Origin of the sequence: Micromonospora sp. WMMD967 (assembly GCF_029626165.1) — a bacterium.
In the GTDB taxonomy this organism is placed as follows: domain Bacteria; phylum Actinomycetota; class Actinomycetes; order Mycobacteriales; family Micromonosporaceae; genus Micromonospora; species Micromonospora taraxaci.
On sequence record NZ_JARUBK010000001.1, the window covers coordinates 1472577 to 1485771 of the forward strand.

General features: G+C 70.1%; 8 protein-coding genes. 1 reads left to right on the plus strand and 7 read right to left on the minus strand.

The genetic code is table 11. From position 1 onward, the window contains the following. Positions 1 to 3: 3 nt before the first annotated feature. From O7631_RS07045 to acs, 4 genes are all read right to left on the minus strand, one after another. Positions 4 to 936 (minus strand): alpha/beta hydrolase, encoded by a 933-nt coding sequence (locus O7631_RS07045; RefSeq protein ID WP_269681486.1) that lies wholly within the window; start codon positions 934 to 936, stop codon positions 4 to 6. A 166-nt stretch (positions 937 to 1102) separates the two neighbouring features. Next, complete coding sequence (locus O7631_RS07050; protein WP_278147865.1) at positions 1103 to 3535, minus strand: immune inhibitor A domain-containing protein; 2433 nt, start codon at positions 3533 to 3535, stop codon at positions 1103 to 1105. Positions 3536 to 3867: 332 nt separating this feature from the next. Next, a complete protein-coding gene (locus O7631_RS07055) occupies positions 3868 to 6663 on the minus strand; it encodes an immune inhibitor A domain-containing protein (protein WP_278143526.1) in 2796 nt (931 codons plus the stop codon). Positions 6664 to 6887: 224 nt separating this feature from the next. After that, positions 6888 to 8909: an acetate--CoA ligase gene (gene acs, locus O7631_RS07060; RefSeq protein WP_278143527.1), complete on the minus strand. Its 2022-nt coding sequence runs from the start codon at positions 8907 to 8909 to the stop codon at positions 6888 to 6890. Positions 8910 to 9550: 641 nt separating this feature from the next. Between acs and O7631_RS07065 the strand changes: the two genes are divergently transcribed. Further along, complete coding sequence (locus tag O7631_RS07065; protein WP_278143528.1) at positions 9551 to 10297, plus strand: oxidoreductase; 747 nt, start codon at positions 9551 to 9553, stop codon at positions 10295 to 10297. Between the two features lie 7 nt (positions 10298 to 10304). Here the strand turns inward: O7631_RS07065 and O7631_RS07070 are convergent, their stop codons facing one another. Genes O7631_RS07070 through O7631_RS07080 form a run of 3 tightly spaced genes read right to left on the minus strand, consistent with a single transcriptional unit; the run spans position 10305 to position 13089 of the window. Next, positions 10305 to 10937, minus strand: a complete 633-nt coding sequence (locus tag O7631_RS07070; RefSeq protein ID WP_278143529.1) for a TetR/AcrR family transcriptional regulator — start codon at positions 10935 to 10937, stop codon at positions 10305 to 10307. Then, positions 10832 to 12196 (minus strand): methyltransferase, encoded by a 1365-nt coding sequence (locus tag O7631_RS07075; RefSeq protein WP_278143530.1) that lies wholly within the window; start codon positions 12194 to 12196, stop codon positions 10832 to 10834. The genes O7631_RS07070 and O7631_RS07075 overlap by 106 nt, the downstream gene beginning before the upstream one ends. Then, positions 12193 to 13089, minus strand: coding sequence for a hypothetical protein (locus O7631_RS07080; protein WP_278143531.1), 897 nt, complete (start codon positions 13087 to 13089; stop codon positions 12193 to 12195). Before O7631_RS07080 ends, O7631_RS07075 begins: the two co-directional genes overlap by 4 nt. Between the last annotated feature and the right edge of the window lie 106 nt (positions 13090 to 13195).

Consider the following 13195-nt stretch of genomic DNA (forward strand, 5'->3'; position numbering starts at 1 on the left):
CGGTCAGCTCTTGGCCCACCGCAGGATCTCGCCGAGCACCAGATCGGGCGTCTCCAGGTGCGGGAAGTGCCCCACCCCGTCGAGCAGCCGCCACTCGTAGGGCGCGACGACGTAGCGTCCGGAGCCCAGGGCGGTACGAGGCAGCGAGGCGACGTCCAGCGCGCCGTGCAGTTGCAGGGTCGGGGTGGACAACGGCTTCTGCATCAGGCGGACGAACCGGTAGCCGTGCAGCCGCAACAGCGAACGGAACGCCCACCGGTAGCCCTCCAGGGCGCAGAACGCGGCCTGCGGGATGCGCATCGCCTCCCGGCACCGCTCGGTGTACGCCGCGAACTCCGGCCCCGCCACCCAGCGCGGCCCTCCCCAGCGGCGCAGGATCTCCGCGACACCTGCCGCGCCGTCCCGGGTCAGCACGTGTTCGTAGCGGGGTAGCTGGAACTTCAGCGCCGGTGTGGACGCGGCGAACTGCCCACGCGGGTCGGCGAAGATGGCGGCGCGCAGTCGCAGCGGGTGCGGCGCACCCAGCACCACGAGCCGACGCACCAGCGACGGGTGGAACGAGGCCACCGTCCAGGCCACCATGCCGCCGAGGCCACTGCCGACGATCGTCGCCGACCGTTCTCCGAGCGCACGGATCAGCCCGGCGATGTCGGCGGCCAGGGTGTAGCCGTCGTACCCCCGTGGGGGTTTGTCGCTGGCACCGTAACCGCGCAGGTCGACGGCGACCGCCCGGAACCCGGCGTCGGCGACGGCCGGCAACATCTGGTGCCATGCCCACCAGTGCTCCGGGAAGCCGTGCAGGAAGAGCACCATCGGCCCGGTGCCGGCCTCGACCACGTGGAACCGGGTGCCGTTGGCGCCGACGAAGCGGTGCGTCCACGGCCCTTCGGTGAGGACACAGGACTCGTCGACGGCTCCGCCGCGCTGGTCGGTCATGGCAGACAGCCTAGGGCCCGACTGCCGCCGACGACCCTGGTGGTCGCGTTGAACAGGGGAAAGCCCGGGTTTGACCCGGAGCGGTGCCAGGGTCCCGACCCGCACAACGGGCGACGCCCGGGCAGGTGGCCTGCCCGGGCGTCGCTTGGTGCTGGTGGATCAGTGGTCAGCTGATCCGGATCTTCATCGAGGTGCCGTCCTGCTCCAGAACCTTGATCTTGACACCGGTGGCGGGGAGCTTGACGCCGTGGTTCGGCAGCTCCTCGTAGAAGTACTTCTTGGTGTCGTCGAACAGCGGCTCGGCAGCCTGGCCACGGATGTACTGCGGCTGGCTGTTGAGGTGCAGGGTGAACGAGTCGGCCTTGTTCAGGCTGAACGGCGCGTCGTACATCTGGACGCGGGCGCGCCACGGGGCACCGGTCAGGTTGTAGATCGGGCGCGGGTGCGCGTCGATGTACAGGTTGCGACCCTCACCCGGGTGACCACCCGGGTTGGTCGGCGACGCCGGGGCGGTGTTGTTGTCGGAGAACCGGGTGTTCCAGTACGAGATGAGCAGGCCCTCCTGGTACGCGTAGTGGTCCACCCAGTCCGGGCGGGTGTTCGCGTAGCCGAAGAAGTACGGGCCGGTCTTCAGGTACTTGTCGTACGAGACGTACGACCGGTTTCCGGCAATGTAGAAGTTGTCGAACAGCCGGGTGTAGGTCGCCCCGACCACCTCGAACTTCTCCAGGGCCCAACCGGCGTCGGTCTCGGCACCGTCGCTGAGCACGGTCTGACCGTCGGCGGTCACGGTGATCGCGTCACCGAAGAAGCCGCCCTCGGACACACCGCCGTCGGTGACGTAGTGCAGGCGAACCTGCGCCGTCTTGCCGGCGACCGAGGTCAGCGGGATGTTGATGTCCGCCCACGCGCCGTTGCTGCTGCCGGCGAGGGCCGGGCGACCGGCACCGTCCACGCCGATCGGGTTGCCGTTGACAGTGCCGTCCAGGTCGGTCCAGGACTGACCGCCGTCGGTGGACGCCTCGAAGTAGAGGTAGTCGTAACCGGCTTCGATGCTGTACTTGCCCTTGAGCGACAGCGCCGCCGAGGACTTGCCGGTGAGGTCGAACGTCCTCGTCATCTTGCTGTCGAGGTTGTCCTCGTTACCGGAGAAGTACTGCTTGGCACCCTCGAACGGCGGACCGTAGTTGAAGGTGTACTCCCGCTGCGGCAGCACGACCACCACGGCCTGTGCTTCCTTCGAGTTGTACTCCTGCGGGCCGAGCTTCAGCGTCTGCTTCTGCCCCGCCACGACCACCTCGTAGTCGAGCCAGCCGAGCTGGAACTTGTTCCAGGCGCCGAGGTCGCCGCCCCGGTCGCCGATGCCGGCGTCGTTCTTCGCACCGAGCCGGCTCTGGGCCATCAGGGTCCAGTGCTCGTTGCTGTTGTCGGCGGGGCCGTAGTCGTCCGGCAGGCCCAGGTCGTGGCCGTACTCGTGGTAGAAGACGCTACGACCGCCGTTTTCCGGCTGGATCGTGTAGTCGCGGATCCAGACGCCGGTGTTGCCGATCTGGGTGCCGCCGATCGGGAAGTTCGGCGGGCCCACGGGCGAGCTGTTGAACGCCGACCAACGGTGGCTCCAGATCGCGTCCTCACCCTGCTGCGGGTCACCGTCGGCCTGGTCGCCGCCGGAGTGGACGATCTGGAAGTGGTCGATGTAGCCGTCCGACTCGTTGAAGTCGCCGTCACCGTCGTAGTCGAAACGGTCCCACTGGTCGAAGGACTTCATCTCCGCGGCGATCTCCGCGTCCGTCCGGCCCTTGGCCTTCTGGTCGGCGACCCACTGGTTGGCGGCGTCGCGGATCAGGTTCCAGGTGTTCGAGCAGACGTTGTCGCCGCAGACGGCGGGGTCGCCGGTCGGGTCGTCGTCGGCCTTCGGGTCGTCGGAACGACCGTAACGGGCCTCGTTGTACCGGACCTTGACCCAGTCGGTCACCTCACCCTCGACGGTGTAGCGACCCGAGGACTGCGCCTCGTAGTACTGCTTGAGCGACTCGTCGCCCGGGTTGGTGCCGAAGTACAGCTGGCGGAAGTGCTCCGGGCTGAAGTCCGGCTGCCAGATGGTGGAGTTGTCCACGGCCCGGTTGGGCTCGGGGATCTTGTTGTGCAACGGACCGTCGAACGTCGCCGGTCCGGCGATGTCCGGGTTCATGTCCTTGTCCGGGTAGGACGGGTGCCGCTCGTCACCGAACTCGGCCAGGATCACGAAGATCTTGTCGGTCCGCTCACGCTTGAGCTCGACGTACTGGTCCCTGGTCTCCTGACCGCCGCCGGCGGTCCGGGCGCGGGCGTTGGTGCCCGCCTTGCCGACCTGGCCGACCTTGACGACAGTGCTGCCGTTGCGCTCGATCGGCTTGCTGCGCCCGCTCAGCACGTCGGCGAGGCCCTGCTCACGCAGCTCGCGGCGCTTGTCCTCGAGCTTGTCGGGGAGCTCATCCTTCAGCGCCTGTGGTTCGGCAGCGGCCGGTGCTGCTGCCGGCAGTTTGGGCTGCGGGGCCGCCGAGGCGGACGGGCCGAACGCCAGGCCTGTCGCCGTCAGTGAAAGCCCGAGCAGACCCACTGCGACTTTGCGCACGTGGTACCTCCGGTGTGAGGGAACCGGCCCAACGGGGGTACGGGCCGGTGGGAGATCGATCCCACTAGTGGGACCAATGGTGAACATAGACACTGCCGGGACGGGTGGGAAGACGGACGCGTCGATTTGTTGCAAGATTTTGTTGGGAATGCTTTTCACCGTCACACACCAGGGCTTCATCAGCCACGCTGACCAGCGATGATGGGTCCAGTCCCGTATACAGCGACCCATTTCGATCAATATGATCGATGTACGACAGTGGGGCCGGTGACGTCTCCGTCACCGGCCCCACTGTCAGTTGTCGAACCGGAAAACCGTTACTTCTTCGCCGGGGTGACGAAGATCTGGGCGGATGAGTTGTCGCTCGCCGCCTTCTTGATCGTCAGCGAGACGCCGTAGTTCACGCCCTGGTCGCCCGGGTTACCGGTGCCCAGCACGATCGCCCCGCCGCCCAGGGTGACGCCGTAGAACTCCGGCGCCGGGCTACCGTCCGGGTTGGTGACCCGGGTGGTGTACGGCGCGTTGTCACGCGACGGCAGGACCACCGACGCGTCGTTGTCCCGGGCGTACGCGGCACCGTCGCGCATCTCGATGCCCGGGTACCAGCCCTTGGCGTCGGTGAACGACTTCACCGGCGGCAAACCCTTGAACTTCGTGCAGTACGCGCTGTACGGCTCGTCCGCCGCCTCCAGGCACTCCGTGAAGGGGTACGTCCGGTTCAGCGAGAACGCCGCGTTCGACGACTGCGGACGGCTCGGCAGGTTGTCCGTCACCGACGGGTCCTTCACGGCCGCCTCGCCGGTGCGGCGCAGCGGGTCGAAGTGCGAGTCGACGATGAGCAACCCGCCCTTCGCGCCGTAGCTGGGCAGGGCGGTCATCTGCCCGGTGACGTGGTTGACGTCGCCGAGCGCGGTGTCCCGGTACCAGACCAGCATGCCCGGGGCGTTGTAGGAGATCCGGTCGACCTTCCACGCCTCGTGCGAGTAGATCGTGTCGTAGGCGTACTGGAGGCCCTTGTCGAAGCCGTCGAAGTTGCGCCACTCCGCCAGGTAGTACTGCGCGTGCACCTCGGTGCCGGTGGAGACCTTCCAGCCCGCGCCCGTGGTGTCGACGAACGTGCCGCCGGTGGCCGTCCAGCCGTTGTCGCCGCCCTCGACGTCGTCACTCCAGGTGGTCGCGCCGCCGCCGGTGACCGAGAAGTCGTCGACGAACCAGTTGCGCTCCTCGAACGCCTCGTCGGTGGCCAGACGCAGCCGCACCTGGACCGTCGTCCCGGCGTACGCCGACAGGTCGACGTAGTCGTGCCGCCAGCCGTCGGTGCTGCCGGTCAGGCCGTACTTCTTGCCGCCGAAGTCGTTCATCCGGCCGTTCGGGTCGGCGTAGCCGTCCGGGGTGGTGACCACGGTGCCGGACTCGTCGTACACCTTCTGCTCGGTCCAGGTCGTACCGCCGTCCGTCGAGAGCTCGACGAAGCCGTAGTCCCAGTCCTCCTCGATGATGTAGTTGTTCCACATCCAGAACTTCGAGTCGGCCGCCGCCGGCACGTCGACCGAGCGGCTCAGCTTGACGTCCGCCCACTCCTGGTCGTTGTTGCTGTGCCACATCTTCGTGCCGCTGTGCGGCGTGGCCAGCGTCGTCACCTTGTCCGGCAGGTCGACCTTGATGCCGTCCTCGGAGTCGATCGGGGTACGCGACGTCTGGCCCAGCTTGACCTCGCGGGGGTTCGAGCCGGGACGGATGGTCAGCGGGTCGGCCCAACCGAGCACCCACTTGTCCCAGATGCCCATGTGCGTCGGCAGCGCCTGGAAGATCTCACCCGAGTGCGAGCCCGAGGCCATCAGGTCCCAGAAGTCCACATCGGAGTCGGCGTTGCCGGACGTGTCGTAGAGGTCCGGCAGGCCCAGGTCGTGACCGAACTCGTGGGCGAAGACACCGACGCCGGCGTCCTCCGGCTGCACGATGTAGTTCGACGCCTTGATGTTGGTGCCCGGGATGGTGTAACCGCCGGCAACCGTGGAGGAGTGCGCCCAGACGGCGTACACGCCCTGGTCGCCGCCGCCGCGCGACTTGCCCTGACCGGCGTGCACCAGCACGAGGTGGTCGATCACGCCGTCCGGCTCGAAGAGGTTGCCGTCACCGTCGCGGTCGGCCTGGTCCTCGATGTCGTAGTCGGCCCACGGGAAGTTCGGGTCCTTCGCGACGAGCGCGTCGATCGCGTCGGTCGCCAGGCGGCCCGCGCCGGCCGGGTTGTCCGGGTGACCGTTCATCGACTGCTCACGGCCGGGCACCCAGGCACCGGTCTCGTCCTGGAAGCAGCGGTTGGCTGCGTACCAGCCCTCCGAGTGCGGCACGGTGATCCACGGGCTGGCCTGCCCGTCCACCGTGTACGCGTTCTTGGACATCTCCAGGTACATGTTGTGCATCGTGCGACCGGACAGGTCGATGCCCTTCTTGCCGTCCGGGCCCTTCAGGTCGGTGCGGACCCGCTCGGTGATGCCCTTCTTGCTGTACAGCATCTTGTTGTAGTGCTGCGGCGAGAAGTCCGGCACCCACATCGAGTTGTTGTCCTCGTGCGGCAGCCGCGCCGGGTCCGGGATTTTGTTGTGCTTCGGGCCGTTCTGGACGGTGCCGGGGACGCAGGTCCGGTCCTCGAACACCGTCTTCGGCACCATCACGCCGGTGAAGTCGTCGTTGGCCTTGTCGTTGAACTCGACAAGCAGCGTCAGCAGCTTCGCCGTCTGCGTGGTCGGAGCCTTCTTGAACTTGCGGGGGTTCTGGCCCGTCTTGAGTGACTGGGCCTCGGCCTTGGCCAACTGCCGGGCCGCCACCGGGTTGCCCCGGGCGTGCTTCCGGTCGAACGCGCGCGCCGACTCGGCGGCAGGGGTGTAGACGCCGCCCTTGCCCTTGACCTCACGACCGTTGGTGTCCGGCTGCACCTCGGGCTCGGCGTAGTTGATGTAGTGCTCGTCGGCCCCGATCACCGCCCTGGGGGTGGGGGACGACGACTGCGCGGCCGCGCTGCCAGTCACGGTCAGTGACGTGGCCGCGAGGGCGATGACGGGCAACGCGACGAGTAGTCGTCGGCGCGACCCCGGACGGGAGTTTCTGTTCATGCCACTCCGTTTCTCGGGCAGAGGACGTCGGCGGGACCCGTGCGCCGGGGCGCGTCGGGACCGGCCGACGAGCGTGAAACTAAATGACGAACAAGCCGTACGACAGGATCGTGATCGATGCGTTACCCGTTCGGTGGCAGCGCTGCTCGTCGTACCTCCACAAAAGACAACGGTGGGTGACGGTCCGTCCGGACCGCCACCCACCGCAGGGGTACGTCTACTCGTCAGTCCTCGTCGGACTTCGCGCCGCTCATCCCGGAGGAGATCAGGTCCATCACCGAGGAGTCCTGCAACGTCGTCACGTCGCCCAGCGACCGGTTCTCCGCCACGTCCCGCAGCAACCGGCGCATGATCTTGCCGGAGCGGGTCTTCGGCAGCTCCGGCACCAGCATGATCTGGCGCGGCTTGGCGATCGGCCCGAGTGTCTTCGACACGTGATTGCGCAGGTCGGCGATGAGCTGCTCACCCGCGTCGCCGCTGATGTCCGTGCTGCCACGCGGAATGGCGAACGCGACGATTGCCTGACCGGTCGTCGGGTCGGTCGCACCGACGACCGCCGCCTCGGCCACCGACGGGTGGGACACCAACGCCGACTCGACCTCGGTCGTCGAGATGTTGTGCCCCGACACCAGCATCACGTCGTCCACCCGGCCGAGCAGCCAGATGTGCCCGTCGTCGTCCTTCTTCGCCCCGTCCCCGGCGAAGTACACCCACCCGCGGTGGCCTTCGGCCCCGGCCTCCCGCCCAGACCCGACGCCTCCGGCGCCTGCACCGAACCGCGACCAGTACGTCTCGATGAACCGGTCGTCGTCACCCCAGATGGTGCGCAGCATCGATGGCCACGGCTCACGCAGCACCAGGTAACCGCCACCACCGTTCGGCACCGACTGGCCCTGGTCGTCCACCACGTCGGCCACGATGCCCGGCAGCGGGGTCATCGCCGACCCCGGCTTCGCCGCGGTCACCCCCGGCAACGGGGAGATCATGATGGCGCCCGTCTCGGTCTGCCACCAGGTGTCCACGACCGGCAGCTCACCCCGACCGACGTGCTGCCTGTACCAGATCCACGCCTCCGGGTTGATCGGCTCACCGACGCTGCCCAGCAGGCGCAGCGACGACAGGTCGAAGCCGGCCGGGATGTCCTCGCCCCACTTCATCATCGTCCGGATCAGGGTGGGAGCGGTGTACAGGATGCTCACCTTGTACTTGTCGACGATCTCCCAGAACCGACCCTTGTGCGGGGTGTCCGGGGTGCCCTCGTACATCACCTGGGTCGCGCCGTTCGAGAGCGGACCGTAGACGATGTAGGAGTGCCCGGTGACCCAGCCGATGTCGGCGGTGCACCAGTAGACGTCCGTCTCCGGCTTCAGGTCGAACACCGCGTGCGTCGTGTACGACGCCTGCGTGAGGTAGCCACCGGTGGTGTGCAGGATGCCCTTCGGCCGGGCCGTGGTGCCGCTCGTGTAGAGGATGAACAGCGGGTGCTCGGAGTCGAACGGCTGCGCGGTGTGGTCGGCCGACGCGGTCTCCACCGTCTCGTGCCACCAGTGGTCCTTGTCCGACCACGCCACGTCCTCGCCGGTGCGGCGGACGACCAGCACGTGCTCCACCGACGGGCAGTTCGCGACCGCCTCGTCCACCGTCGGCTTCAGCGCCGACGGCTTGCCCCGCCGGTAACCACCATCAGCGGTGATGACCACCTTGGCGCTGGCGTCCTGGATGCGGTTGCTCAGCGAGTCGGCCGAGAAGCCACCGAAGACCACGCTGTGCGCGGCGCCGACCCGGGCGCACGCCAGCATGGCCACCGCCGCCTCCGGGATCATCGGCAGGTAGATGGCCACCCGGTCGCCGGCGGTGACCCCCAGGTCGGTGAGCGCGTTCGCCGCCCGGCAGGTCAACTCGTGCAGGTCGGCGTACGTGATGGTGCGCGTGTCGCCCGGCTCACCCTCCCAGTGGATGGCGACCTTGTCGCCGAGCCCGGCCTCGACGTGCCGGTCGAGACAGTTGTACGCCACGTTGAGCTGGCCACCCACGAACCACTTCGCGAACGGCGGGTTCGACCAGTCGAGGACCTCGTCCCACTTCTTCGACCAGGCCAGACGATCGGCCTGCTTCGCCCAGAAGGCGAGCCGGTCGGCCTCCGCCTCGGCGTACGCGTCGATGGTGACGTTGGCGTGCGCGGCGAGTTCGGCCGGCGGGGGGAACTGGCGCGTCTCGTTCAGCAGATTGGCCAATGCCTCGCTCATGCCGTGACTCCTCGTCGCTCGGGTGACCTGGGTCTCGCTGGCCACGAGGGTAGTCGGCGGGCCCCCGGCCAGCGAGGGCTGCCCGCCTCGTCGCGCCGAGCGGCCCTCGCCACGCGCCCGGCGGCGGGACGCGTCCCACCCGCAGCCCGCCCCGGGCGATCCACGCCGCTCGCAGGGCTGGCCCGTGCGGTCCCACCCCGCCCGCCGTCTGCCTCGTGCGGTCCCACGCCGCCCGCCGCCTGCCTCGTGCGGTCCCCACCCCGCTCGCAGGGCTGGCCCGAGCGGTCCCACGCCGCCCGCCGTCTGCCTCGTGCGGTCCCGCCCCGCCCGCGGTGGCCTGGCCATGATCGACGCGAGTTCGCCGATGTGGGGGTATCGCGGCGCTGGGACACCGCACTATCGGCGATGTTGTGTTGATCATGCTCCGGTGGGCCGGTGGGTCGGTGGGCCGGTGGGCCGGTGGGCCGGTGGGCCGGTGGGCCGGTGGGCCGGTGGGCCGGTGGGCCGGTGGGCCGGTGGGCCGGCTCCGGGGACGGTCTGGGAGGGCCGAGGGCCGCGCAGACTGGCCGGCGCGGGTGGCGCGGCTCGCGTTGCGGCCGGGTGTGGCTCGCCGGGCCGGGGCGGGTCGCTAGCGTGACGGGGTGACCACCGACCCGCTCGCACCGCTGCTCGCCCTCGCCGACATCGCCGCTGCCGTCGAGCAGGCCCGCGCGCGGTTCGACCAGGCGCTCGGACACCGCGCGCTGCGCCGACACGGTGGCCAGGTCGCGGCCGAGGTCAGCCTCCGCTCCGCGGTGGCCAGCGCCGCCCTCGAAGGGGCCGTGCACGAACGGGAGGCGGTCCGCGCCGGCACCGTCACCGACCCGCTGCTCCAGGGGGCGCTGCGGGTCGCCGGAGCACTACCCGGGCTGAGCGAACTCTGGCCCAGGGCACCCCGGCAGGCACTCGCGAAGCTGCACGTCCTCGCCGCCCGGGATCTGGTGCCGGAAGCCGAACTGGGCCGCCCGGTGGCAGACCCCGTGGTTGCCACCCGGCTGGACGGGCTGGCCGGGCTGGTCGCCGGCGGCACGAAGGTCTCCCCACTGGTGCTCGCTGCCGTCGTACACGGGGAGTTGTTGAACCTGCGCCCGTTCGCCGGACCGTCCGGTGTGGTGGCCCGGGGCGCGGCCCGGCTGGTTCTGCTCGCCAGTGGCCTCGACCCGCGTGGCCTGCTCGCCGTCGACGTCGGGCATCGCGAGCGGGAGCCCGAGTACGTCGGCTCGGCGGGGGCGTTCGCCACCGGCACCCCGGACGGGTTGCGCTCCTGGCTACGCCACTACATGGCGGCCGTCGAGGTGGGTGCCGACCAGCTCGCCGCCATCGGCGACGAGGTCCTCGCCGCCGCCTGAGCGGCGATCAGTCCCGCCGCGTCGCCCGGCTGACCTTCGCTTGCAGCGCCCGGCGGGCGATCGGCCCGAGATCGTCGACGATCTCCATGAGGAGCGCGAGCTGGTCGAGCGCCACCAGCGCCTGGTCGGCGCCCGCCGGGTCCACCCCGTCGTAGAGTTCCAGCCCGATGAACGCGGCGGAGACCGCGCGGGCCAGGCCGGGCACGTCGGCGACCTCGGCGAACGGAGAGCCGGCGAGCAGCCTCCGCAGGACCATCTCGATCTCGTCCACCCATAGCTGGAGCGCACCGGCGGTGGGGGCGGCCAGGCGTTGGTCCGCCTGTGCCCCCGCCAACATCTGGGCCAGGAAGGTGACGTTGCCGAGCTGACGTTCCTCCTCGTGCAGCTCCCGCCCGACCGCGAGCAGTTCGCGCAGCGACCGGGCCGAGGCCAACCGCTCCGACCATCGCTCGACCCGTTCCGCCGTGCTGGCCCGGCAGGCCGCCGTGAGCAGGTCGTCCACAGTGCCGAAGTGGTAGAAGACCAGCGCCTGGTTCACTCCGGCCGCGGCGCCGATGGTCCGGGCGGAGACACCGGCGATGCCGTGCTCGCGGATGGCGGCGATGGCGCCGTCGAGGAGACGCTGCTTGGTGTCGGACATGGCTCTCCTCTCGGGCGGGCCGGATGCGGCGGTGCGATCATCGCATCGGTCACCAGCTGGGCCAGCCAGGTGGCCACGGGAAGTCGTAGTGTCCAACCGACGAACGCCCAACCGAGGTGGACATGTTCGAGTCCGCGGGCGACGGCGGCCACCCCCCGTTCCGTGTGACCGTCGCCGCCCACGTACTCCGCCCGCCACAGCACGTGCTCGTGCTCCCGCGCGGGCCGGATCCGTAACCCGACCGGGTGCCGCCGGGCCACCATCCGCCAGAGGGCCGCGCAGGGCCCGCAGTCGTCGTCCAGCCAGAGCACCGCGGACGGCTCGGAGGGGTACGGCCGCCAGCGGGGCCACCAGTCGCGTACCTGCCGTCGGTAGGACCGCCAGGAGTCGCCGTACCGCGTCCGCAGGTAGTGGTGCTCGTGTGGCCCGGCCACCGCCGCGCCGAACGCCGCCGCCGACACCGCCGCCAGAGCCACTGTGGCGCTCCGGGTGACCGCTGCGGTGAACAGCAGCAGCGCCACGGCGGCGAGCTGCATCGGGTTCGCCAGGTACGCGTACGGGCCGGTGGTGACCAGGCGGCGCGGCGGGTCCCACGGGTACGGTGTGCCGTCACCCCGCACGGCGAACTCAGCGACGGCGGCCAGCGCGGGCGCGGCCACCAGCAGGGCCAGTTGTGCGACGAGGAGCAACCCGGTGCGGTCCAGCTCGGTCAGCCCGGCCCACGACCCGCCGCCGACCTCGAAGGCCAGGCTGGGGACGAACCAGAGCAGCAGTACGGCGAAGACTCCCACCTGGAGTGACGTGCGAGCGCCCAGGTGCCGGCGGTCGGCGCTGAACCGCCCGAGCAGTTGGGCGGGCAGCGCCACCACGAGCAGGCCCACCACCTCCCCGACGAGCCAGTGCGGTCCGAGGTCGACCAGTGGGTGCAGCGCCGGCATCGCCACCGCGTCGACCCAGAGCAGCAGGCCCAGCGCGATCGGCAGCGGCAGCACCCGGCGCAGCAGCACCGGCAGCGGGCCCCAGAGGGCCGCCCAACCGATCCACAGGTCCACCGGCATCCCCCGGTACGCGCCGTCGACGGGAGCGAAGGCGTACCAGCCGGCCAGGCGGGCGACCTCGTGCAGCGCGGCGATGCCGATCCCGGCGGTCAGGAACGCCAGCAGCCCCGCGGCTCGGACGGACCGGTCCCGCTCCTGAGCGCCGACGGCCAGCACGGCGGCCAGCGGCAGTGCCAGACTCAGCCAGCGGGCGACAGTCACTCCAACGCCAGCATGTCGAGAAGGTGCCCGACCCCGGCGCCGAGCAGCACCTGCTGCACCGGACCGAAGTACCAGGACGGGTCCAGGCCCCGCGTGTAGTCGACCCGGATCCGGACCTCGGTGTGCTCGGAATCGACAGCCCGCCAGCTCAGCTCCGCGTGCCGCCAGGTGAACCAGCGCGCGGTGATGGAGGTGTCCTCGACGAAGCGGAAGCCGACCCGCCCGGGGGCGGCGCTCGCCACCTCGGCGAGCAGGTGGCCGCCCGGGCCGTGCGCGCTGCCGTGGTAGCCGAACATCCACCTGTCGCCGACGTCGAGCCCGTCGCCGGTGACCTGCCCGGGTGTCGGCACGCCCAGGAGCCGCAGCGGCACCGACCGGACGTCGGTCGGGCGGGGGCCGGTGGCGAGACGCTCGGCCACCCGATCCGCCGGAAGCCCGACGACCCGGGTCACCTCGACCGTTTGCTCCGGAGCGACGCGGGGAGCGATGCCGCTGCCCTCCAGGCCCGGCAGGAGCAGCAGAGGCACGGCCACCATGACGTACGGGCGGTTGGCGTCGCGCAGGACGCGGATCAGCGCGGTGGTGCCGTGTGCCACCGCGTAGACCAGCGGAGCGGCCAGGAGGACGCAGATCGCGCCCTCGTGCAGTGCCACCGCCGCCAGCAGGAGTGCGATCGTCGTGGCTGCGAAGACCTGGCCGTGGGCTGTCCGGTGCGGCACGAGCGTGAGGCCGGCGGCCAGCAGCACCGGAAGCGCCACGAAGAGCATCGCGCTGTCCGCGCGGCCCTGGTTGACCACCCCGACGAAGAGGATCGCCCCGAGGAGCGTGATCAGCCCGGCCAGGATCCAGCGTGCATGGACCGCGCGTTGTGTCGGCTCGGTGTCATCAGTCATGCGATCTCCCCCGTCTTTGAGCGTTCGCTCAAACGGAGGGTACGACTATTTGAGCGAACGCTCAAGACGGTGTTCAGGCAGGGGTGAGGCGCTGGGTCGGATAGAT